Annotated in this window: 19 protein-coding genes; 16 read left to right on the forward strand and 3 right to left on the reverse strand. The window is 58.6% G+C overall.

What is annotated here, in order from left to right; genetic code table 11:
* Positions 1–26: 26 nt before the first annotated feature.
* Entirely contained in the window at positions 27–2,318 is a 2,292-nt protein-coding gene (locus AC1Q6J_RS01135) for a TonB-dependent siderophore receptor (protein ID WP_492277483.1), read from the forward strand.
* A gap of 9 nt (positions 2,319–2,327) precedes the next feature.
* A complete protein-coding gene (locus AC1Q6J_RS01140; RefSeq protein WP_492277484.1) occupies positions 2,328–3,497 on the forward strand; it encodes a PepSY-associated TM helix domain-containing protein in 1,170 nt (389 codons plus the stop codon).
* A gap of 212 nt (positions 3,498–3,709) precedes the next feature.
* On the opposite strand, the gene AC1Q6J_RS01145 is transcribed toward AC1Q6J_RS01140, so the two are convergent.
* Positions 3,710–4,207 carry an Lrp/AsnC family transcriptional regulator gene (locus AC1Q6J_RS01145; protein WP_492277485.1) on the reverse strand — a complete coding sequence of 166 codons (498 nt, stop codon included), beginning with the start codon at positions 4,205–4,207 and terminating at the stop codon, positions 3,710–3,712.
* Positions 4,208–4,301: 94 nt separating this feature from the next.
* On the opposite strand from AC1Q6J_RS01145, the gene AC1Q6J_RS01150 reads away from it, so the two are divergent.
* Positions 4,302–5,492, forward strand: a complete 1,191-nt coding sequence (locus tag AC1Q6J_RS01150; protein ID WP_492277486.1) for a diaminopropionate ammonia-lyase — start codon at positions 4,302–4,304, stop codon at positions 5,490–5,492.
* A gap of 14 nt (positions 5,493–5,506) precedes the next feature.
* On the opposite strand, the gene AC1Q6J_RS01155 is transcribed toward AC1Q6J_RS01150, so the two are convergent.
* Entirely contained in the window at positions 5,507–6,541 is a 1,035-nt protein-coding gene (locus tag AC1Q6J_RS01155; protein ID WP_492277487.1) for a 5-oxoprolinase subunit C family protein, read from the reverse strand.
* A complete protein-coding gene (gene pxpB / locus AC1Q6J_RS01160) occupies positions 6,538–7,407 on the reverse strand; it encodes a 5-oxoprolinase subunit PxpB (protein WP_492277488.1) in 870 nt (289 codons plus the stop codon). Before pxpB ends, AC1Q6J_RS01155 begins: the two co-directional genes overlap by 4 nt.
* Positions 7,408–7,458: 51 nt before the next feature.
* Here pxpB and AC1Q6J_RS01165 point away from each other — a divergent pair, with 51 nt between their 5' ends.
* The 13 genes from AC1Q6J_RS01165 to AC1Q6J_RS01225 all read left to right on the forward strand — a co-directional run bounded on the left by AC1Q6J_RS01165 (position 7,459) and on the right by AC1Q6J_RS01225 (position 22,641).
* Positions 7,459–8,307: a GntR family transcriptional regulator gene (locus AC1Q6J_RS01165; RefSeq protein ID WP_492277489.1), complete on the forward strand. Its 849-nt coding sequence runs from the start codon at positions 7,459–7,461 to the stop codon at positions 8,305–8,307.
* A 136-nt stretch (positions 8,308–8,443) separates the two neighbouring features.
* Complete coding sequence (locus AC1Q6J_RS01170) at positions 8,444–10,807, forward strand: xanthine dehydrogenase family protein molybdopterin-binding subunit (RefSeq protein ID WP_492277490.1); 2,364 nt, start codon at positions 8,444–8,446, stop codon at positions 10,805–10,807.
* Positions 10,804–11,643 (forward strand): FAD binding domain-containing protein, encoded by an 840-nt coding sequence (locus tag AC1Q6J_RS01175; RefSeq protein WP_492277491.1) that lies wholly within the window; start codon positions 10,804–10,806, stop codon positions 11,641–11,643. Before AC1Q6J_RS01170 ends, AC1Q6J_RS01175 begins: the two co-directional genes overlap by 4 nt.
* Positions 11,640–12,848: a xanthine dehydrogenase family Fe-S subunit gene (locus AC1Q6J_RS01180; RefSeq protein WP_492277492.1), complete on the forward strand. Its 1,209-nt coding sequence runs from the start codon at positions 11,640–11,642 to the stop codon at positions 12,846–12,848. Before AC1Q6J_RS01175 ends, AC1Q6J_RS01180 begins: the two co-directional genes overlap by 4 nt.
* A gap of 110 nt (positions 12,849–12,958) precedes the next feature.
* Positions 12,959–13,735, forward strand: a complete 777-nt coding sequence (locus AC1Q6J_RS01185; RefSeq protein WP_492277493.1) for a LamB/YcsF family protein — start codon at positions 12,959–12,961, stop codon at positions 13,733–13,735.
* A 41-nt stretch (positions 13,736–13,776) separates the two neighbouring features.
* Positions 13,777–14,436 (forward strand): NADPH-dependent F420 reductase, encoded by a 660-nt coding sequence (gene npdG, locus AC1Q6J_RS01190; RefSeq protein WP_492277494.1) that lies wholly within the window; start codon positions 13,777–13,779, stop codon positions 14,434–14,436.
* A 9-nt stretch (positions 14,437–14,445) separates the two neighbouring features.
* A complete protein-coding gene (gene cofE / locus AC1Q6J_RS01195) occupies positions 14,446–15,213 on the forward strand; it encodes a coenzyme F420-0:L-glutamate ligase (protein ID WP_492277495.1) in 768 nt (255 codons plus the stop codon).
* Entirely contained in the window at positions 15,210–16,184 is a 975-nt protein-coding gene (cofD, locus tag AC1Q6J_RS01200; RefSeq protein WP_492277496.1) for a 2-phospho-L-lactate transferase, read from the forward strand. The genes cofE and cofD overlap by 4 nt, the downstream gene beginning before the upstream one ends.
* A complete protein-coding gene (gene cofC / locus AC1Q6J_RS01205) occupies positions 16,184–16,882 on the forward strand; it encodes a 2-phospho-L-lactate guanylyltransferase (protein WP_492277719.1) in 699 nt (232 codons plus the stop codon). Before cofD ends, cofC begins: the two co-directional genes overlap by 1 nt.
* Positions 16,882–19,308, forward strand: coding sequence for a 5-amino-6-(D-ribitylamino)uracil--L-tyrosine 4-hydroxyphenyl transferase CofH (cofH, locus tag AC1Q6J_RS01210; RefSeq protein WP_492277497.1), 2,427 nt, complete (start codon positions 16,882–16,884; stop codon positions 19,306–19,308). The genes cofC and cofH overlap by 1 nt, the downstream gene beginning before the upstream one ends.
* 84 nt (positions 19,309–19,392) lie before the next feature.
* Complete coding sequence (locus AC1Q6J_RS01215; RefSeq protein ID WP_492277498.1) at positions 19,393–20,904, forward strand: pyridoxal-phosphate dependent enzyme; 1,512 nt, start codon at positions 19,393–19,395, stop codon at positions 20,902–20,904.
* A 2-nt stretch (positions 20,905–20,906) separates the two neighbouring features.
* Positions 20,907–21,878: a CoA transferase subunit A gene (locus tag AC1Q6J_RS01220; protein WP_492277499.1), complete on the forward strand. Its 972-nt coding sequence runs from the start codon at positions 20,907–20,909 to the stop codon at positions 21,876–21,878.
* Entirely contained in the window at positions 21,871–22,641 is a 771-nt protein-coding gene (locus AC1Q6J_RS01225; protein WP_492277500.1) for a CoA-transferase subunit beta, read from the forward strand. The genes AC1Q6J_RS01220 and AC1Q6J_RS01225 overlap by 8 nt, the downstream gene beginning before the upstream one ends.
* Positions 22,642–22,661 lie beyond the last annotated feature (20 nt).

Below are 22,661 nucleotides of genomic sequence, written 5' to 3' on the forward strand. Positions count from 1 at the left end.
AAGCCTGACGAGATGGGGGACTTGAGATGGGGCGACTGCTTTCGAAAGATGTTCTGCGCTTGACAATGCGAAGCGCGTTGGGTGCGGTGCTTCTGGGAGGTGCCTGTCAGGCAACGCCTTCGTTCGCGCAATCATCGGAACCTCTGGCAGAGAAGCAGTCGGCAACGACTCTTCCCGAAGTCCGGGTGCCGGGCCGACGCGCCCAGCCGCGGCGCCCTGCGCGTGTCCCTCCTGCGCGTGCTCCCGCGCAGCCGGTTTCTGTTCAGGTCGGCGAAAGCGGAACGGGGCCTGTTGTTGGTTATTCAGCTCGGCAAAGCGTGACGGCCACGAAGACCGACACGCCGTTGCTAGAGACGCCACAGTCCGTTTCTGTCGTGACGAAGGACCAGATCAAGGACCAGGGTGCGCAAACGGTTCAGGACGCACTTCAATACACGCCTGGTGTTTCGATTCAGGGCTATGGCGCCAATGCCTTCTTCGACGGCTTCAAGGTGCGGGGATTTGATGCCCCCCAATATCTGGATGGTTTGCGGCTGCCCAAAGACGGCATCTCGTTCGCGATGCCGAAGATTGAAACATACGGTCTGGAAAGGCTTGAGGTTCTGAAAGGGCCGTCTTCCGGTCTTTATGGGCAGACCGATCCCGGTGGCTTCATCAATATGATCAGCAAGCGACCGACCGCGACGCCGCATTATGATGTCGAAGGTATGTTTGGGTCGTTCAATCGCATCCAGGGTGCGTTCGATATTGGTGGCCCGATCGACAAGAATGGCGAGTTTCTCTATCGCGTCGTCGGTCTTGCTCGCCAGAGCGATACGCAGACCGACTTCATGCAGGACAATAAGCTGTTCATCGCGCCGAGCCTTACTTGGCGGCCGACGACGGACACGTCTCTCACCATCCTCTCTCAGTATCAGAAGATCGATAACAAGGGCTACCAGCAATACGTGCCCGGACAGGTGTCGTTCCTGCCAAATCCGAACGGGCACATCCCCTACAGCCGCTACATTGGTGAGCCGAGCCTCGATGGTTATAAGCTCGAACAGGCTGCCATTGGCTACGCATTCGAGCATCGCTTTGATAACAACATCCAGTTTCGCCAGAACCTGCGTTACATGGAAGTGACCAACGATTTGCAGAGCGTGCGCTCGGAGGGAATGGTGCCTCTGAGCAACTCGCTCGTGAACCGCACCTACAACTACGTCAACTCAAAGGCGCAGAACCTCACCGTCGACAATCAATTACAGGCGGATTTCCGAACCGGAGTGCTGACACACAAGGTCCTCGTCGGCATGGATTACCTGCGTCAGACGGGAAGCTCGGACTACAGAACCACATTTATTACGCCGATAAATGCCTACAACCCTGTCTACGGAGCAGGTGCAATTCTGCCGGCAAGTTCGTTGGCTCCATTCATGTTGCTCAACAACAAGATCGACCAGGTCGGCTTGTATGCGCAGGATCAGATCAAGCTGAATCGCTGGACGTTATCGTTGACTGGTCGGCAGGACTTCGTGAACACTGAGTTGGAGAGTCTCGCATTGTATCCGAATCCAGGCACTTATCGCCGCAATGATTCGGCACAAACCGGTCGCGTAGGCCTGAGCTATCTGTTTGACTTCGGCCTGTCGCCTTATGCGAACTACTCGACATCTTTTGTCCCGAATGCGAATGCAAGCCGGAACGGTCAGGCATTCAAGCCGACGACGGGCGAAGGCTGGGAAGCCGGTGTGAAATTCCAGCCTGCCGGCACCAATCTAATGCTCACCGCGGCTTACTTCGATATCAAGCAGAACGACGTGCTGACGTCGGATCCTGTTGATTTTCTATTCAGCGTGCAGACTGATGCAGTCCGCTCACGCGGTGTGGAGTTGGAGGCTCGCGGCAACATCACGCGCGAGCTTGAAATCATCGCGGGCTACACGCACACGGATGCCAAGATCAGCAAGAGCGTACTCGGCGCTCAGGGAAAGTATGTAAACGGCGTGCCGATTGATCAGGCTTCGCTGTGGGCTAAGTATACCTGGTTCGACGGCCCGCTGGCCGGCTTTGGCCTCGGTGCAGGCGTCCGTTATGTCGGCGAGAGTTACGGCGATCAATTCAATACGTTCGTTCTTCCCGACTACACGCTGTTCGATGCAAGTGTGAACTATGACTTCGCCTACGTGCGGCCGGACCTGAAAGGCTGGTCGGCCCAGGTCACCGCAAAAAACCTCACGAACAAATATTATGTCGCATCGTGTTTGACTGGCTTGGCTTATTGCGGCCTTGGAACGGCCCGCACGGTTCTCGGAACCCTGAAGTATTCCTGGAACTGAAGGAGCGAGATGGTGGCAAGCAACAGCAAGTCATTACGCAGATGGGGCTGGACCCACAAATGGTCCAGCATCATCTGCACCGTGTTCATGTTGATGCTCTGCCTCACGGGCTTGCCACTGATCTTTCATCACGAGATCGACCACCTGCTGCATGACGAAGTGCAGGCCGCGCCGGTCACCGAAGGAACGCCGCTCGCCAGTCTCGATTTGGTCGTGAAGAACAGCCTGTCAAGAGATCCGGGAATGGTGCCGCATTTCCTGATCTGGGACCCGGATGATGCTAATGCACTGATGGTGAGCATCGGCAAATCATTAGAAGCCAATTCTTCCGACAATAGAATTGTCCGTGTTGGTGCTCACACCGCGGCCTATCTGGATGCGCCTGATGTTACAGGGCGTTTCACCTACATCATGCTCAAGCTGCACACAGACATGTTCGCTGGCCTGCCTGGGAAACTGTTCCTCGGGCTGATGGGCATTCTGTTTTGTGTGGCGATCATCTCCGGCATCGTCGTCTATGCGCCGTCGATGCGGAAGCTGAAATTCGGGACCTATCGGCGTGACAGGGTTCGTGTGGTCCGGTGGCTCGACATCCACAATCTTTCCGGCATCGTGCTCGTGATGTGGATGCTGGTCGTCGGATTCACGGGCGTCATCAATACGTGGGCCGAACTCGTCATCAAGATCTGGCAATTCGGGCAGCTCGCGGAAATGACCTCGCAATACAAGGACAAATCACTGCCGGCCCATCCGTCGTCGATCGATGCGGCGGTACAGGTGGCCATCAAGGCTGAACCAAATATGAAGCCAGCCTTCGTCGCGTTCCCGGGCACCATCTTCAGCAGCAAGAGTCACTACGCAGTCTTCATGCGGGGAAATACGCCGCTGACGGCGAAATTGCTCAAACCTGCTTTGATCGATGCGGAGACGGGAGTCTTGACCGACAGTCGGAATCTGCCGTGGTATGTCGCGACGCTTCTGATCTCTCAGCCGCTGCATTTTGGTGACTACGGCGGCATGCCGCTAAAAATCATCTGGGCGGTTCTCGATCTCATCACCATCGTTGTTCTGATGACCGGACTCTATTTATGGCTCAGGCGGCGCCAGTCCGGGGCAAGCATCGAACGGATCGTCGTCGATGCCTCGGCCTCCGATCATCGCGCGGTCTATACATCATGATGCATATGCCGCCTCTGCCGCGCCGGCAAACGAACGGTCAGATTTTCGCAATACCGCTCGTACTCGGTGTGCTGAGTGTGGTCGGTCTTGTATCGGCTCTGGTCGGGGATGGCCTTTGGGATGGCGTGTCATGGCTAACGCTGACGGTCCCGATCCTGTTGTGCGGGTATTTCCTTTTGAAGCGCCGATGAGGTTTTGCGGCGGCACAAATTTCAAGGGTCTTTTCCCGCCGATCTGAGGGGTACCTTCAGACCGGTCTTGACGCGGTTCATCGCAACAAACGTATTGAAGTGTTTCACGTTCCTGTTTTCGAGAAACAACCGGCGGCTGAGCTGCTCGTACTCTTCCATGGTTGACACGGTGAGGACGAGGATGAAATCCGCAGCGCCTGTGACGTAGTAGCATTGCTGTACCTCAGGTGCTGCGGCGAATTCGCGGCGCGCCGAGTCCATCAGATCGGCCTGTTCGCTGTCGATCTGCACCTCCACGACGATGGTGATCGGGCGCCCAACGGCGGCGGGGTCGACAATTGCCGCGTTGGATTGGATGACACGCGCGTCTTCCATTCGCCGGACTCGCCGCTGTACGGCTGCGGCCGACAGGTTGACGGACTTTCCGATCTCCTGAAGCGAGGCGCGGTTGTTGACCTGCAACCGGTCGAGAATGGCGAGGTCGAAGTCGTCCAGCTGGATGCTTTTTGAGGGCGCCACTAATTTCTCGCAAAATTATTGCACTGAATTCATCAAATCAGAGGCCAATTAGCGCGTCAAGTAAGATAATTTTGCGCTTGAAAGAGGTGCAGACATGATTGAACGCAACAAGAGCAAGAGCTGCGGCAAACTCCTGCTGCCTTTGGATCAGGAAATGTTTGGGCCGGCGGCCGCCGTAAAGGCGCTGGACATGTTGCAACTGCATCCGAGCTATCGGCCATCGCCGCTGCGTTCGCTGCGCGAGGTGGCAGCCACAGTGGGTGTGCAGTCGGTGCATATCAAGGACGAGAGCGGGCGGTTCGGGCTTGGAAGCTTCAAGTCGTTGGGCGGCGCCTATGCCGTGGTCTGTCTCGCGCTTGAAGAAGCCGGCCGCGTACTCGGCCGTCCTGTGCATCCTGGCGAATTGCTCGATCCCGACGTAAGAGCTGTCGTCCGCAACATCGATGTCGGTTGTGCGACTGATGGTAATCATGGCCGCTCCGTTGCCGCCGGAGCCAATCTCGCTGGCTGCCGGGCGAATATCTTCGTGCATGAAGGCGTCAGCCTCGAACGCATCGCGGCGATTGCGCGGTTCGGCGCCAATGTCATCGAAGTCGACGGAAATTACGATGACGCGGTCGCGGAAGCAGAACGTGTCTGTCATGCCAATAACTGGATCATCGTGTCGGACACGTCATGGCCCGGCTATGAGCGAATTCCGCGTCTTGTGATGCAGGGCTACACCGTGATGGTGTCCGAGATTCTGGATGAAATGGCAGAGCCACCGACACATGTTTTCTTGCAGGCAGGTGTTGGCGGGTTTGCCGCCGCTATCGCCGCCAATCTCACGCTCCGCACCGGCGCTGCGCGGCCTAAATTCATCATTGTCGAACCCGATCGCGCGGCCTGCCTGTTGGCGAGCAATGAGGCAGACGCACCGGTGAAGATTGAGCCGGTCGAGCCGACAGTGATGGCCATGCTTGAATGCTACGAGCCGTCAATGCTGGCGTGGGATATCCTTTCCCGGCTGGCTGAGGCTTACATGACTGTGTGCGATGCAGATGCGATCGCGGCGATGAAGCAGCTGGCTGTGGCGGAAAATGGAAGAAGCCGTGTGATTGCGGGCGAAAGCGGTGGTGCGGGTCTGGCTGGTCTGCTCTCTGCGGCGAGTGATCCGCAGAGCCGTGCGTTGCTCGGACTGAACGCCAGTTCGCGCGTGCTGCTCTTTAATACCGAAGGTGCGACCGATCCCTCGATCTACAAGAGCCTGACTGGCGTTGATCCTCGCATTCTTGTCCCGGCCTGATCAGGAATTCCAGGTCAAGCTTTCGCATCGACCACACCGTCGATCAGGTTGCACGTATATAGTGCCTTGAGATTGATGCCCTGCATCTCGCTCACGGGCAGGATGTCCCGAATGATATTCAGGACATCCTGATGTTCAGCCCGGCGGATCGCCTCGGCTTCCTCGCGCGATACAGCCTTGAACTTCACGGCGCGTCCAGCGCCGCGAACGCCGAGCAGCGGTAGGTCAGCAGAGATGACCGTGGCGATTTTTGGATAGCCGCCCGTGGTTTGTGCGTCGACCATCAGAACGATGGGAAGCTTTGAACCAGGTACCTGAATCGATCCGGCAACGATACCGTCAGAGACGATGTTGTAATCGGTCTTATGCGCGAGAGTTGGTCCGTCCAGACGAAATCCCATCCGATCGGATGCTGGCGTAATGGTGTAAGTACTCGACAGGAATTCGCGGATGGCATCTTCGGTGAAGTGGTCATCCTGCGGGCCGATCACGACGCGGATCGGTTGATCGAAACGGAGGTTGCGCTGTTCGCTCAGAGTGACTTCGTCACGCGCAGTGACGTCCCCGGCTGATCCGTCCAGGACGTCACCGCCTCGAAGCTGCCGCCCGGACAGTCCTCCGAAACCGGCGCGGGTATAGGTCGCTCGGCTGCCGAGGCACAACGGGACATTGAAACCGCCCTCGATCGCGAGATAAGAGCAGAACGCATCGCTGCCCAGACGTACACGTACAATCTCGCCTTTGGTCAACCGTACCGACTGGCCGGAGCGGATGAAGGGATCTTCGCGTCCGACGATATCGAGCCCACCACCGCTGCCAACCAGTGCTAGGCGAACGGATGAACTGATGACCTCAAGTTCGGGACCGGAGCCGATGATTTCCAGGCACGATGCATTTTGCGCGTTTCCCACCAGTGCATTTGCCAGCATAAAGCCGTTGCGGTCGAGAGCGCCGGACACCGGCACGCCGACGTGCTGAAAGCCGCGCCGTCCTTCGTCTTGCACGGTGGTGTGGAAGCCGGGCGCGATGACTTTGAGCACGGAAATCACGCCGTAAGCTCCGTGCTATCCGGAATGTAGTCGTTGCGCTCCACGGCTTTGCGAATGTGGTCAAATTCTTCGGGCGTGACTGGCTCGAACTTGACGCCGTCGCCGGGGCCGAGCAGGGAGCCTTTCGCCGACGCCGCGTCAAAGAAACGAACGGGCGAAGTTCCGATCAGATGCCAGCCTCCCGGGCTTTCATGGGGGTAGACGGCGGTCATACTGGTCGCGATGGCGAGCGAGCCGGGAGGAACGCGCAGGCGAGGATCTGACCTGCGCGGCAATTGCAGTTTGTCCGGCAAATCCCCCATGTAGGGATAACCCGGGACAAACCCGATCATGTAGACATGATATTGCGTACCGGCGTGGAACGCTGCGACTTCCGCTATCGAAAGACCTTTGGCCTTTGCGACATCCTCGATATCGGGTGCGAACCGAGGATCATAGCAGGCGGGGATCGTCCATAGCCGTTTGTGATGCGCCGATTGGGCGGGCTTATCCACGAATGATGTAATGGCTTGTTCAAGCTCGCTGCCAGTGGTCGTCAGCGGGTCGTAGTTCACGCTGAGCGACCGGAATGTTGCGATCACCTCGGTCACGCCGGGCAATCTGGCTTCCTCCAGAGCTGCGGCCAGAGCCAGGACGCGATCGCTGATTCTGCGGTCGATCACCGATCCGAACTCAACCACAAGGGCGCTGTCCGCCGCCTTCAAAATCCGGAAATCAGCCATGTGGCCCACACTCATTTGATTGATATCATGGTACTGAAGATAGTATGATTTCGTCAAATCTTCCTTGAATATCTGTACGGGCAGGATGAATATTGCGCGCCATTCTCGCTCGGCGAAAGGCGGAGGGGCCGTGCCCTGGCTCATGTCGCCCGTCCAGCTAGTGCATTGCTTTGATGTGGGCGTCAGTTATGATCTTTGCTGCGAGTCCTAGATTCCAGAAGAAGTGATAATGTGTCCAGACTGTTAAAGGCATACGACCGCAGCAGGGTGCCCCTGTATATTCAGGTTGCATCGGTGTTGAGGACGCGGATTCAGTCCGGGCAGTGGAGTGCTGGGGACAAGATTTCTACTCTTGAAGAGCTCGAACGCGAGTTTGAGGTGGCGCGTGTCACGGTGAGGCAAGCCGTGGATGTTTTGCGCGAAGAAGGCCTGCTTCAGGCGCGCCAGGGACTTGGTACTTTTGTTTCGAAAAAAACTCAGGACCGGCACTGGGTGAAACTCGCGACCAGTTGGGCCACTTTGATCGAATCGCTCAAGGACAACGTGCCGCGGCGGCTGGCGATCGACGAAGGTGTCGCTCCTCCTGTTTTGGGCGATTCTGACGGCGATCTTGCCTCCAGTTACGTCAAGCTGCGCAGCGTTCAGTACCGCAACGAGGATCCTTACTCCGTCGTCAATCTTCTTCTGGCACGGGAGGTTTTCGATCTAAACCCCGTGCGGTTCAAGAACGCAGCGGCGCTGGTGACCATCGACTCTATGGATGAAATTACGCTGTCGGAAGCGCATCAAACGCTCACCATCGGCAGCGCCGACCCCGAAATCGCCGATCTTCTGAAGATTTCGATCGGTGCGCCGACCGTTGAAGCCCACTGCGTTGTCATCGATGATGGCGGAATCGCGATCTATGTCGGCGATATCATTTACCGCAGCGAAAGCATCAAACTGCAAATGGACCTTCTGGGTACCAAGCCGCTCCGCGAAAAGAAGACCCGAAACGGGCACAAGGCCGTCAATCTGGCGCGGCGAAAGTCCGGAAAAGTCTAGTTCCGGTGCAGTGAGCAATTTTTTTCAGCAGCTTTACTTTGTTCCTTAATTCGCGTGAACGAGATCTTGCTATCGTCCTAAAAATAGGATGAATTTTGCGGGGTGATGTCTCGCCCTTCCGTTGAAGGAAAATGGCATGGTTGATCAAGGGGTAGGCGCGCGGCTTCTCCGCAAGGAGGATGACCGCCTGATGCGCGGGCGTGGCGAATTTGTCGGCGATATACGATTGCCCGGGATGCGTGATGTCGCTTTCGTTCGAAGTCCTCTGGCCCACGCCCGTATCAAGGGCATACGGATCCCGCCCCAGTACCGCGACAGCGTTTTCGTCGCGGCTGACCTTGATAGCGTAAAGCCGATCCGCGCGGTATCAGGCCTTCCGGGTTTCAAGGTTTCGGAGCAGCCGATCCTTGCCTTCGAAAAGGTTCGTCAGGTCGGCGAACTGATCGCCATGTGCGTCGCGGATACGCGGGCGGAGGCGGAAGATATCGCTGCTGCCGTTGAGGTGGATTTCGAGGAATTACCTGCCGTTCACGACATGCTGCTTGCGAAGCGTCCGGATTCGGCGCTGCTGCATGAGCATTGGGGGGACAACATCTTCCTGGAGACGTTCGTCGATGTGAACATGGAAGCGGCATACGATGCGCCGATCAAGATCACTCGCGAGATTTCAACGGCGCGCCAAAGCATGGCTCCGATGGAGGGGCGCGGCACTGTTGCCATGTGGCACAAGCGCATGGATCAACTGGTTCTCTATACTGGAAACCAGCAGCCGCACATTGTGCGCAACGGTCTTTCGGAGTGTCTCGGACTTGAACAGATTCAGGTCCGCATTGTTTCGCCCGACGTCGGCGGTGGCTTCGGCTACAAGGGTATTGTGCTGACGGAAGACGTCTGTCTTGGCTGGCTCGCAAAGCGCTGTGGCTATCCCGTGCGCTGGATCGAGGATCGCCGCGAGCATCTCACCGCCGGAGCGAATTGTCGCGAACACCACTATAATATCACCGTTTATGCCGACCGCGACGGTAAGCTGCGCGGTGTGGAATGCGAAGCGACGGTCGATTCAGGGGCCTATTCATCTTATCCGTTTTCGGCCTGTCTTGAGGCAGCGCAGGTCGCGAGTATTTTGCCGGGGCCTTACGATTTTCCGTCATATCGCTGCCGGACGTGGTCGGTCGCGACCAACAAGTGTCCGATCTTGCCGTATCGCGGCGTTGCCCGCACGGGTGTCTGTTTCGCGATTGAGTTGATGATGGACGCCATCGCCCGCGAGACTGGTCTTGAGCCTTACGAGGTGCGGCTGAAAAATCTCGTGCAGCCGGAGCAGATGCCGTTCGACAACATTACAAAAAAGCATTTCGACAGCGGCGATTATCCGGAGTCGTTGCGGCAGGCGCTGGCCAAGATCGATTTGCCGGCGCTGCGCGAACGTCAGAAGAAGCCCGAGGCAGATGGGCGGCTGATCGGTGTCGGCCTGTCGGTCTATTGCGAGCAGGGCGCGCACGGAACATCGGTTTATGCCGGTTGGGGCATTCCGATGGTGCCGGGCCACGAGCAAGCGACCGCACGTATGACGCCGGATGGAGGACTCGAGCTGCGCGTCGGCGTTCACTCCCACGGGCAAAGCATGGAGACCACGCTGCCGCAGGTCGCACATGAGATTCTCGGCATCGATACGGCCAAGATCAAGCTGGTGCATGGCGACACTGAATATACGCCGTACTCGACCGGAAGCTGGGGATCACGCTGTGCTGTGATGGCTGGCGGTGCGGTCGCCACCGCGTCGCGCGAACTCGGCAAGCTTGTGCTCGGGATCGGTGCGCACCTGCTGCAGACGGACACCAGCAACGTAAAGCTCAGCGATGGCGCGGTGGTCGGGCCGAACGGCAGCGTTACCCTGCAGGAAGTCGCCTACACTTGGTATCGCCGTCCGCAGGATCTTCCACCGTCGGTCGATCCCCGTGGTTTGGAAGTGACCATCGGGTACAAGCCGGTACGGGACTCCGGCACGTTCAGCTACGCCTCCCACATTGCCGTCGTCGCGGTCGATCCGGAGATGGGCCATATCGAGCTTCTCGATTACGTCATCGTCGAGGATGGCGGCAAGCTCATCAACCCGATGGTGGTCGATGGCCAGATTTACGGCGGGCTGGCGCAGGGTATCGGCACCGCGCTGTACGAAGAGATGAATTTCGACATATCCGGCCAGCCGCTTGCGTCGACGTTCGCTGACTATCTGTTGCCCGGTCCAACCGAAGTGCCGGAGCCGAAGCTTGGCCATATGGAGACCTTGGCGCCATACACCGAATTCGGTGTGAAGGGACTCGGTGAGGGTGGCGCGATCGCCCCTCCGGGAGCTATCGGCAATGCAGTCAACGATGCGTTGAAGTCGCTCGGTGCCGAAATACGGCACTCGCCGATCACGCCGCGCAGGGTGCTGGAAGCAATTGAGGAGGCCAAGAGTACGCGAGGTGTGAAAGCCGACGAAGGAGCGCCTGCGTGAAGCCAGTCAATTTCGATTACGCGCGTCCGGGTGACGTCGGCGCAGCTCTCAAGCTGATCGGCGACGACAGTCTCACGGTCAAAATTATGGCTGGCAGCCAGTCGCTTGGGCCGATGCTCAACATGCGCCTGGTGCAGCCAGATCTGTTGGTGGATATCACTGGCATTGAAGAGCTTCGCAGTGTCGATCAGCGGTCCGATGAGATCGTGCTCGGTGCTTGCATCACCCACGCGGACATCGAAGACCGGCGCGTGCCGGACGTGACCTGCGGCGCGTTGCCGACGGTGGCGCGCGGTATTGCCTATCGCGCCGTGCGCAATCGCGGAACCATCGGCGGCAGCCTGACCCACGCTGATCCTTCGGCCGACTGGTATTCGATCATGGCTGCTGTAGGCGCCAAGGTTGTGCTGCGAGGGCCGGGCGGTGAGCGCACGATTCCGGTCGAGGACTATATGGTCGGTGCTCTGGAAGCCGATTTGCAACCCGGCGAGATGCTGGTCAGCGTCAAGGTTCCAAAGCTCAGCAGTTCGGCGCGTTGGGGTTATTACAAGAGCTGCCGGAAGACCGGCGAGTTCGCACACGCCATCGGGGCATTCCTTTCTGATCCAGATCGCGGTGTCAGCCGCGTTGTCATCGGGGCGACGGAAAGCCGGCCGATCGTGGTCACTGAAGCCAGTAACATCCTCGGCGACGGACGCACTGAGCGCCTTGGCGCTGCTTTCAACAGTCATGCAGTTGGCGACGTCATCGAAGCGGCGGGTATGACCGATCCGCTCGACAAGCAAACGCATATTGTCGCGTTGCGGCGCGCTATCGAACAGGCGCAATCGGCATGAATACAGTCAGCCTCACAGTTAACGGTAAACAAGTCAGCGCGAATGTTCAGCCGCGCACCCATCTAGCCGATTTCGTGCGCGAGACCCAGAATCTCACAGGTACACATCTTGGCTGCGAGCATGGTGTCTGCGGTGCCTGCACGATTCTGGTCGACGGTGTGCCGACCCGCTCGTGTATTACCTTTGCGGTGGCCTGCCAGCAGGCTGAGGTGACCACGATTGAAGGTCTCGACAATGACGAGATCGCGGCGGAGTTGCGCGCCGCGTTCATGCAGGAACATGCGCTACAGTGCGGCTATTGCACGCCGGGAATGATCGTGTCCGCACGCGATGTTGTGCTGCGAATGCAGGCGCCGAGCGAGCATGACATTCGCGTCGCGATGAGCGGCAACCTGTGCCGCTGTACGGGCTATGTCGGCATCATTCGCGCGGTGCAGCGTGTCGTTGAAGCGCGCCGCAGCCGGGGCATCGCCGCGATTCCAAATGGCAACCGGACACGGCTTGGCCCATCGGGTTCGGGGCATTCGGCGCCAGTGGCGGCAGGTTCCGCGCCCCGCGCAGTCGCGGCGCCGGGAACAGAAAAGAAAGCGAGCGTGCCGTCAGCATCCGCTGCGCGTATGGATCCTGACTGGAAGCCGCAAACGACGTTCGACCAGAGCTTCGTCGTAGCGCATCCGGCCGATGTGGTGTGGGATTTCTTCGGCAACGTCGCAGGCGTAGCCTCGTGCCTGCCTGGCGCGTCGCTGGCAGGGGCTCCGGTTGACGGCCGTGTCGAAGGCCAGATGAAGGTCAAGGTCGGCCCGATCTCAGCGGAATTCCAGGGCGTCGCCGATATCACGCGCGATGAGGCGACGCGAACCGGAACCATCAGGGGTTCCGGCAAGGACAGGCGTAGCAACTCCGCAACGCGCGGTCTCGTCGGGTATGCCGTGAAACAGGGCGACAACCCAAACGAGACCCGCGTGGACGTCAGCATCGGTTTCACGTTGACTGGTGCTCTGGCTCAGTTCAGCCGCTCTGGACTCGTCCAGGACGTCGCCGGACGCCTGATCGCCATGTTTGTCAGGAACCTTGAGGCGAAATTGTCCGGCGATACAGAAGTGATACAGGGAGAAGCGCCGGGCCTCGATGCGGCGTCGCTTGTGCTCGACGTCCTGAAGGCGAGGCTCAAGCGCTTGTTCGGGCGGTTTTTTGGGTCCCGTTAGAGCGGCGATATCCATAAAAGATATTGTCTTACTAATAATAGTACCTTATGTTTGGCGTGGCCTTAAAAATAAGCACTTCCGCCAAATCGTGCCAAAATCCGGAGTGAGCAATGACCATCAAGATCAATCTCAACGCAGACATGGCGGAAGGCTTCGGCGCTTATGATATCGGCGACGATAACGGTATTCTGAAAATCATCGGATCGGCCAACATCGCCTGCGGCTTCCATGCCGGTGATCCGCTCACCATGCGCAAGGTCGTTGCCGACGCAAAGCGCGCCGGCGTCAGCGTTGGTGCTCATCCCGGCTTCAACGATCTCTGGGGCTTTGGCCGCCGCCGGATCGACATGCGCCCCGACGATCTTGAGAATATGATTGCCTATCAGATCGGTGCCCTTCAGGCTCTGGCTTCCTATTCGGGCGTGAAGGTCACGCATCTGAAGCCGCATGGCGCGCTCAACAACATGTCGGCCGAGAATTACGACTACGCGCTCGCGATCGGCCGCGCGATCAAGGCGGTCGATGACAGCATCATCTATCTTGCGCTGTCGGGTTCCGAGATGGAGAAGGCCGGACGCAGCCTAGGGCTGAAGGTTGCGCTAGAGGGCTTCTGCGACCGCCAGTACGAAGAGGACGGCAATCTTACCTCGCGCAAGATTCCGGGATCGGTCATCAAGGATCCTGCGGTTGCGACCAAGCAGGTCGTCGACATGGTGGTGAACAACACCATCACCACGCGCACCGGCAAGACAATCCCCTGCAAGGTCCATTCGCTCTGCGTTCATGGCGACGAGCCAACTGCGGTCGCCCTCGCAAAGTCGGTGCGCGAAGGTCTTGAGAAGGCAGGCGTCAAGCTCGTGCCGCTGACCGAAATGGCGCTCGACTGAACATTCTCTGCTGGCATCGTATCTGAAGAAGGGGCGGTTACATGAGCGCTAAGCCAAGTATTGCTATTCTCGGAGGCACCGGCGATCTTGGTTCAGGCCTCGCAAAGCGTTGGCTGGCCGCGGGTTACGCTGTGGTCGTTGGCTCACGCTCGGCGGAGAAGGCCCAAGCCTTTGCAAAGGAGCTTGGCGGTGGTGCGCGCGGCGACGACAATGTCGGCGCGGCGAAATCTGCCGACATCGTGGTGCTTGCGGTGCCGTTTGGAAGCCACGATGCGACCTTGCGCGAGGTAAAGGACGCGGTGCAGGGCAAGATCGTGGTTGACGCCGCTGTGCCGCTGGTGCCGCCCAAGGTGTCGGTTGTGCAGCTTCCACCAGAGGGCTCGGCGGCGCAGATCGCGCAGACGTTGCTCGGCGAGGGTGTTAAAGTGGTCTCCGCGTTTCACAACGTCGGCGCTACCAAGCTGCACGCAGGCGGTCGCGCGGATTGCGACGTGCTGGTATTCGGAAATGACAAGGAATCACGCGACATCGTGATCGGGCTGGCGAACGAGGTTGCTAGTGCCGGTATCGATGGCGGCGTACTGGCCAATTCCGCTGCTGCGGAGGCGTTGACGTCGGTTCTGATCGGAATCAATCGCCGCTACAGAGTTCCCGGTGCGGGCATCCGCATCACCGGGCTTTCTCCGCCCGCTCCACAATGATCGTGCGTAATGGCGAAGAGCGTCACATATCATGCTGTATCCGGTATCCCGCTGATTGCTCCGGGCGATGATCTTGCGTCGCTCATCGTCGAGTCGCTGAACAAGGCGAAACTTCCACTGTTATCCGGCGACATCGTCGTTGTCGCCCAGAAGATCGTCTCAAAGGCAGAGAACCGCTACATCGCATTGAAAGACGTGGTTCCTTCGGACAAGGCGCGGCTGCTTGCCGATCAAGTCGGCAAGGACGCCCGTTACATCGAAGTCGTTCTGTCTGAATCCGACGAGGTCGTGCGCCATCGTCCCAACGTCATGATCGTAGCCCATCGGCTTGGATTCGTGATGGCTAATGCCGGGATCGATCAATCGAACATAGAACATGTTAACGGTGAAGAGCGTGTTCTGTTGTTGCCGCGCGACCCGGATGGCGCGGCGGCGCAATTGAAGGCCAGGTTTGACGCAGCATTTGGCGCCAAGGTTGGCGTCATCATCAATGACAGTTTTGGGCGTCCCTGGCGCAACGGCGTCGTGGGTGTTGCGCTTGGTGCAGCGGGTCTGCCGTCATTGCTTGATATGATCGGTGAACCGGACATGTTTGGCCGGAAGATGCAGATGACCGAGGTCGCGGTGGCGGATGAGATCGCCGCCGGCGCGTCGCTGCTGATGGGGCAGGCGGCCGAAGGTCTGCCGGTGGTCGTGGTGCGTGGTCTGACATTCGACGCGGCATCGCGTCCTGCATCGGCGCTGGTGCGTCCCCGTGAACGAGACATGTTTCGATGAACGCCCAGTCAACATCGCTTCGTGGACGGCCGGTTGTCGCGCTGTGCGGTGGTGTGGGCGGTGCCAAGCTGGCGCTCGGATTGGAGCGTCTCATCGGTGGCGATCTGACCGTGATCGTCAACACTGGCGACGATTTCGAGCATCTGGGGCTTCATGTCTCGCCGGACATCGATACAGTTTTGTATACGCTCGGTGGTCTCAGCGATATCGAGCGCGGTTGGGGCAGAGCGGATGAGACCTGGAATTTCATGGAGTCGCTCGGCGGCCTCGGCGGCGAGACATGGTTTCGGCTCGGCGATCGCGATCTCGCCATGCATGTCGAGCGTGCGCGCGCGCTGCGCGCGGGAACGTCGCTCACGGATTTCACAACCGCGATGGCGTGTCGGCTCGGGATAGCTTCGCGCATCCTTCCCATGTCGGATGATCGCGTCGCGACCATGGTGATTACCGCTGATGGTCCTCTGCCGTTCCAGCGCTATTTCGTCGAGCTGCAATGCGCGCCGATAGTGAAGCGGCTTGAATTCAAGAATGCGGAACGTGCTGCGGCTTCTGATCAGGTTCTGTCGGCGCTTAGAAATTCAGATCTTGCGGCCGTCATCATCTGCCCGTCGAATCCGTATCTCAGCGTCGATCCCATTTTAGCCGTTTCGGATATTCGGAAGGCCCTCGATCGCGTAACTGCGCCTATTATCGCGATCTCCCCGCTGATCGGCGGGCAGGCGGTGAAGGGGCCGACGGCTAAAATCATGGCGGAACTTGGTGTGCCGGCGGATTCTGTTGCGATCGCCCGGCATTATCCCTTTATCGATGGGTTGACCATTGATGAGACCGATCGTGGCGATGCCGGAAAGATCGATATGCCGGTGCATGTGACGTCCACCTGGATGCGAAGCTTGGAAGACCGTGACCGGCTGGCGGCCGGTTGCCTCGACTTTGCCGCGCGGCTGGCCAAGAGAAGGAAAGTGACGTGATGGAAGCGTTTGCTGAAAGTCCTTCAAACATCTGGGCGATTGTCCCTGTTAAGCGGCTGAGCCATGCCAAGCAGCGACTTGCGCCAGTTTTGTCGCGGAACGAGCGGGTCAAACTCGCGCTCATCATGTTGCATGAGGTTCTGACGACGCTGTGTGCTTCCGAACTTGCGGGCATCGTCGTCGTCACCAGCGACCCGATGGTAGCGAACCTTGCCTCGCTGTTCGATGCGCGAGTAGTTCGCGATGATAAGGAAGCCGGTATTAACGCAGCGGTTCAGCAAGGCCTGGAGGCTCTCGACACGACAGCGAGTGCGCTAATTGTTCCGGCTGATGTGCCGTTTGCGACCGCGAACGATCTGCGGTTGATCATCAATGAACTTCAATGTCATCCGGTGGTGCTGGCCCCCGCCTTGTCCGATGGCGGCACCAACGCTCTCGCTATGCGCGCGCCGGATATGATCGCGCCGAAATTCGGCGAGGATAGCTATTTGCACCATCAGATGCAGTCCAGGGCGAAGGGCTTTGCCTGCGGCGTGGTCAACTCAGATGGCATCGGGCGGGACATCGATCGCCCACAAGACCTGGTCGCGCCGATCACGGCCGGAAAGTATTCGCTGACTGCGGCGTTGCTTGCGGAACTGAATATTTCAACCCGTTTGGGTGTTGGTTCGCTGCCGCTTTGCGTGAGGCATATGTGATGACGATCGCTTCTTTGTTACAGGAATTCCCGCTAGACCGCCGCCTGATACGTGAAGAGGCCTCCGAGCTGATCCACGTCGACGATCTGGATCAGCTTCTTGCCGCCGCTGCCGCACGGCGCGATGCTGCGCATGGGCACCAGGTGTCGTATTCGCGAAAGGTCTTTATTCCACTGACGCAGCTTTGCCGCGACGTCTGCCATTACTGCACGTTCGCGCATGCGCCGCGCAATGGCGAAAAGCCCTATCTCTCAATCGAGCAGATGGTCGCCATTGCGCAAGCGGGCAAGAAGGCCGGATGCAGGGAAGCGCTGTTCACGCTGGGGGATAAGCCCGAATTGCGTTACCGTGTCGCCCGTGAAGAACTCGCGAGGTTGGGACATCCCACCACGCTGTCGTATCTTGCAGAAGCCGCTGCTGCTGTATTTCGCGAAACTGGTTTGCTGCCGCATATCAATCCTGGCCTGATGAGCGGTGAAGACATCGATACCCTACGGAAGGTTTCGGTATCTCAAGGCATCATGCTGGAAAGCATATCGGATCGCCTTTCCGAAAAGGGTGGCGCCCATCATGGTTCGCCAGACAAGATTCCGACCGCGCGTCTCGAAACTATGCGATTGGCCGGTGAACGGAGCGTGCCGTTCACGTCTGGCATTCTCATCGGTATCGGCGAGACGCGACAGGAGCGGATCGATTCGTTGCTGGCCCTGCGCGATCTTAACGACCGGTACGGGCACATTCAGGAAATCATTGTCCAGAACTTCCGTCCGAAGGCCGGCACGCGCATGGCGGATGCCGAGTCGCCGGATGTCGAGGACCATCTCTGGACAATTGCGATCGCGCGGTTGATTTTCGACCCGGAGATGAACATTCAGGCACCGCCCAATCTGAGCCCCGGTGCATTGGGCAGACTTGTGGCGGCCGGTATCAACGACTGGGGTGGCGTGTCGCCGGTCACGCCAGATCACGTCAATCCTGAAGCACCCTGGCCCCATCTGCGGCTTCTGGAAGCGGCAACCAAGGCCGCGGGCAAGGACCTGGTCGAACGTCTTGCAATCTATCCGTCATTCGCGGGCGATACGACCCGTTGGGTTGATGCGGGCTTGCGGACATCGGTGCTCAATCACATTGACGGCGATGGAGCGCCTCGCGTGGATGATTGGTGCCCTGGTCATGTTGGACAATTGCCGTCGCGTGAACTCGGGTGGATCCAAAGGGCGCCATCGGTCACGCCGTCCGGGCGTCTTGGTCAGGTGTTAGCGAAGGCGCAGCGCGGGAATGCGTTGAGCGAAGCGGAGATCGTTGGTCTATTCCGTGCGTGCGGCGATGATTTTTCGGCCATCTGCCGTGCAGCGGATGAATTGCGCCGTGAGAAGAATGGCGACACAGTGAGCTATGTCGTCACGCGCAATATCAACTACACCAATATCTGCTCGTTTAAGTGCCAGTTCTGCGCTTTCTCCAAAGGCAAGATGAGCGAGAATCTGCGCGGTCGGCCTTACGATTTGGAGATGAGCGAAGTCGCCGGCCGCGTGGTCGAGGCCTGGGAACGTGGCGCGTCCGAAGTCTGCATGCAGGGCGGCATTCATCCGTCCTATACCGGACAGAAATACCTCGATATCTGCCGGACGGTGAAAGAAGCCGTGCCGCAGATGCACATGCATGCGTTCTCGCCGTTGGAGATTCATCAAGGCGCCCAGACGCTTGGAATTCCGGTCATTAATTTTCTTCGCGAGTTGAAAGCAGCGGGTCTCGGTACGCTCCCCGGGACCGCTGCGGAGATTCTCGACGACGAGATTCGCGGAGTGTTGTGCGCCGACAAGATCAACACCCAGCAGTGGCTCGACGTGATGCGCGCTGCGCATACAGCGGGTTTCCGTTCGACTGCCACCATCATGTTCGGCCACATCGAAGGCTATCAGCATTGGGCGCGTCATTTGCTGCGCATCCGCAATCTGCAAGCCGACACCGGCGGCTTCACGGAGTTTGTACCGCTTCCGTTCGTTCATATGGAAGCGCCGATCTATCTCAAGGGCCGGGCGCGGCCAGGCCCTACATTCCGCGAAGCGATCCTGATGCATGCGGTCGCGCGGCTGGTACTCAATCCGCATATCCCCAACATCCAGGCATCCTGGGTGAAGCTTGGTGCAGAGGGTGTCCGTCAGTGTTTGTCGGTCGGCGTCAACGATCTCGGCGGTACCTTGATGGACGAAAGCATTTCGCGCTCGGCAGGCGCGTCTCACGGTCAGGAAATGATGCCGCAAGATATGGAGGCGATCATCCTCTCAGCCGGGCGCATCCCGAGGCAGCGAACGACGCTTTATCGCAATGCGGACGAGGACATCCGGTTACGTTCGTTTGACGCGGCGGCTGCACGAATGGTGGGCGATAGGGACAAAAACGTGCATGCCGCAGGTGTTTCATAGGATGGAATAGTGTCGATCTAGACATCCTATTTTACTAATGTTAGTATCATTTAAATCGGTACGAGCTCTGAAAGAAATTTGACGATGTCTTCGGTCATCAATCCCGAAATAATCGATAGCAAACAGCGTGCGCGGGCCATCGCGCGGGTGCGCGAACGGGGCGTGGTGATGCCGACGTTCTCGCAGCTTGCCAATCCGTCCAGCATTCCTGCGGCGGCGTCGAAGGCCTTGGCTGATGTCGCGCCGGATGAGCCGCATGCTGCAAATCTCTGGCGTGTCCATTGGTACAATGGGGCAGATCGCACCAGCCGGATCGATGTTCCCGGCTATCTCGTGCTCCCGGAATCGCTCACAGGTGTGAAGGCGCCTATCGTTGTGTTGCTTGGTCGGCGCTTTCCGATGATTGGCGCGCACAAGGTGCTGCCTGCCTACTCGGCGCTGGCGGCGCAGCTTGTGACGGGGCGTTTCGATCCGGAACGGCAAAAGGCGATCTGGCCTTCGACGGGTAATTACTGTCGGGGCGGCGTGTCAGTGTCGCGCGTGCTTGGCTGCCGTGGCGTGGCCGTGCTTCCCGAGGGCATGAGCCGCGAGCGGTTTGAATGGCTCGAGAAGTGGGTGGCTCATCCGGATGATATCGTGCGCACCCCTGGCACGGAGAGCAACGTCAAGGAAATCTATGATAAGTGCGCTGAACTCGCGCGTGATCCGCAGAACGTGATTCTCAACCAGTTCTCTGCATTCTCGAATTATATCATTCACTATGCTTGCACGGGCAGCGCGGCAGAGCAGGCGTTTCTCGCATTCAACGGCGGCGGTCAGCGCCGTCTCGCTGCGTTCGTGTCAGCGACGGGTTCGGCCGGCACCATTGCGGCGGGTGACTATCTGAAGGCGCGGCATGGGACGAAGATTGCCGCGGTCGAGGCGCTCGAGTGCCCGACAATGCTGAATAATGGCTACGGCGAGCACAACATCCAGGGCATCGGTGACAAGCATATTCCTTTTATCCATAACGTGATGAATACCGATGTCGTGATCGGCGTTTCGGATCGTGTCACTGATAGCCTCAACCTGCTGTTCGGCTCTGATGTTGGCCAGAAGTATCTTCAGGGCCGCCAGAAGCTCGACGGCAAGCTGGTTGCGGCGTTCGCGGATATTGGCATTTCCGGTTTCGCCAACATTGTTGCGTCGATCAAGCTGGCAAAGCAGCTTCACTACGGATCCGACGATGTCATCGTCACCGTCGCAACCGATAGCGCATCGCTTTACGACAGCGAGCGTGACAGTTATTGCGCGAAGCATTTTTCATCGTTTGACGAGGTGAATGCGGGCGAGATTTTTGGCTCCTGCCTGACGTCGATCGCAACCGACAATGTCATGGAATTGACCGATCAGTTGCGCCGGCAGGTTTTCAATCTTGGCTACTACACCTGGGTGGAGCAGCAGGGCGTCAGCGTCGAGGATTTCGAACGCCGCAGGCACCAGTCGTTCTGGAATGATCTCGCGTCGGGCATTCCTGAATGGGATCGGCTGATTGAAGACTTCAACGTCGAGGCCTTCGGGCCGCAGTACAGGGCCGAAATGGCAGGCAGGGCATGATCATGAGCGTAGGTCACGATACAGTCCAGCCATATCAGAAATTGCGGGAGAATCTCTCGCGCCGCGACCGGAGTCTTCGCGAGAAAGTTGTGACGCTCGAGGAAGCAGCGTCATTCGTCAGGGACGGCGCGTCGGTAGGTATCGGCGGCTCGACCATCTCGCGCACGCCGATGGCCATGATCTGGCAGTTGATCCGGGCGCGGAAGAAAGAGCTCTCCTGTTCGCGCTGCATTATCTCAACCGATGGCGACCTGCTGCTTGGATCGGGCGCAGCCAATCACATCATTTCGAGCTGGTTCGCCCAGGGCATCCTGTGGGGTCTTTCGAAGGTGATGCGCCATCATGTTGAGGGTGGAACTGCGCGTTATGACGAATGGAGCCACATGGGCGTCGGCATGCGCTTCCGCGCCGGCGCGATGGGCGTGCCGTTCATGCCGATGCGTTCGATGCTGGGCTCCGATGTGGCCCGCATCCGTCCGGAAGCCAAGGAATTCGATTGCCCCTTTACCGGCGAGAAGGTGCTGCTGGTTCCCGCGTTGAATCCCGACGTCGCGGTGATCCATGTGCAGCGCTGCGACGCTTACGGCAATGCCCAGATCGATGGCCTGCAGTTCATGGATATCGATCTCGCGATGGCGGCTAATAGCGTGATTTTGACCACCGAGCGGATCGTCTCCAACGATCAGATCCGTCGCGCGCCTGACCAGACCAAGATTCCATTCTTCTGCGTCGATGCGGTGGTTGAGGTGCCTTATGGCTCCGCGCCGCATGAATGTTACGGCGTTTACGAGCCGATGATGAATCATCTCGATGCCTACGTGGCACAGGTTAACGGGGATCCCGTTGGCGGAATGAAGAAGTATCTCGACGAGTACGTTTACGGCCCGAAAACCTGGAACGATTTTCTCGCGAAGATCGGAATGGATGAAGTCGTGACAGCGAGCCGCAGAGGCAGGAGCATTTTCGATGACTGAACAGAATCGTCATACAGCTTCGGAGATGTTGGCGATCCTGAGTGCGCGTCAGCTTAAGGAAGGGCAGGTCGTGTTCGCCGGCATCGGTGTTCCCCTCCTGGCAGCGACACTCGCGCAGCGCCTGCGTTGCCCCGGCCTGACAATCCTGTTTGAAGGCGGTGTGATCGGTGCCTTTGTCGAGCCCGGCAAATTGCCGCCGTCGACCAACGATCAGCGTTGCACCAAGCGTGCCAACATGGTGCTGGGCAGCGCCGAAGTCCTGCTGCTGTTGCAGCGCGGATATGTCGATGTTGGTTTCATGGGCGGCGCGCAGATCGACAAGTACGGAAATCTGAACTCCTCCTTCATCGGTGATTCCGAGAAGCCGAAGACACGGCTTCCGGGCACCGGCGGCGGCAACGATATTTCCAGCCTGACCAACATGATAGTCGCGATGAAGCACGAGAAGCGTCGCTTCGTCGATCAGGTGGATTTCATCACCAGCCCTGGTTTCATTCGCGGCGGCAAGTCGCGTGCTGAAAGCGGATTACCGGAAGGCGGGATGTTCCGCGTGATCACCGAGCTTGCAGTGTTCGGTTTCGATGAGACATCGCGCCGGATGAAGGTACTTGCTCTCAACCCCGGCATCACGCGTGAACAGGTTCAGGATAACACTGGTTTTGATCTGATCTTTGATGATCGGCTCAGCATTACGGAACCACCCACCGAGCACGAACTGACCACGCTACGAATGCTCGATCCCGATCGTCTCTTCATCGCATAAGAAAAAACGAGGAAGCAAAC

It is taken from the genome of Afipia sp. MLSD5-FHT05B12 (assembly GCF_058793355.1).

What these genes read in the sequence shown, in the direction of transcription:
- npdG (WP_492277494.1), top strand. Translation starts at nt 13,777, where the DNA reads ATGAGCGCTAAGCCAAGTATTGCTATTCTCGGAGGCACCGGCGATCTT.
- cofD (WP_492277496.1), top strand. Translation starts at nt 15,210, where the DNA reads ATGAACGCCCAGTCAACATCGCTTCGTGGACGGCCGGTTGTCGCGCTG.
- AC1Q6J_RS01135 (WP_492277483.1), top strand. Translation starts at nt 27, where the DNA reads ATGGGGCGACTGCTTTCGAAAGATGTTCTGCGCTTGACAATGCGAAGC.
- cofH (WP_492277497.1), top strand. Translation starts at nt 16,882, where the DNA reads ATGACGATCGCTTCTTTGTTACAGGAATTCCCGCTAGACCGCCGCCTG.
- cofE (WP_492277495.1), top strand. Translation starts at nt 14,446, where the DNA reads ATGGCGAAGAGCGTCACATATCATGCTGTATCCGGTATCCCGCTGATT.
- AC1Q6J_RS01185 (WP_492277493.1), top strand. Translation starts at nt 12,959, where the DNA reads ATGACCATCAAGATCAATCTCAACGCAGACATGGCGGAAGGCTTCGGC.
- AC1Q6J_RS01140 (WP_492277484.1), top strand. Translation starts at nt 2,328, where the DNA reads ATGGTGGCAAGCAACAGCAAGTCATTACGCAGATGGGGCTGGACCCAC.
- AC1Q6J_RS01215 (WP_492277498.1), top strand. Translation starts at nt 19,393, where the DNA reads ATGTCTTCGGTCATCAATCCCGAAATAATCGATAGCAAACAGCGTGCG.
- AC1Q6J_RS01150 (WP_492277486.1), top strand. Translation starts at nt 4,302, where the DNA reads ATGATTGAACGCAACAAGAGCAAGAGCTGCGGCAAACTCCTGCTGCCT.
- cofC (WP_492277719.1), top strand. Translation starts at nt 16,184, where the DNA reads ATGGAAGCGTTTGCTGAAAGTCCTTCAAACATCTGGGCGATTGTCCCT.
- AC1Q6J_RS01220 (WP_492277499.1), top strand. Translation starts at nt 20,907, where the DNA reads ATGAGCGTAGGTCACGATACAGTCCAGCCATATCAGAAATTGCGGGAG.
- AC1Q6J_RS01225 (WP_492277500.1), top strand. Translation starts at nt 21,871, where the DNA reads ATGACTGAACAGAATCGTCATACAGCTTCGGAGATGTTGGCGATCCTG.
- AC1Q6J_RS01180 (WP_492277492.1), top strand. Translation starts at nt 11,640, where the DNA reads ATGAATACAGTCAGCCTCACAGTTAACGGTAAACAAGTCAGCGCGAAT.
- pxpB (WP_492277488.1), bottom strand. Translation starts at nt 7,407, where the DNA reads ATGAGCCAGGGCACGGCCCCTCCGCCTTTCGCCGAGCGAGAATGGCGC.
- AC1Q6J_RS01170 (WP_492277490.1), top strand. Translation starts at nt 8,444, where the DNA reads ATGGTTGATCAAGGGGTAGGCGCGCGGCTTCTCCGCAAGGAGGATGAC.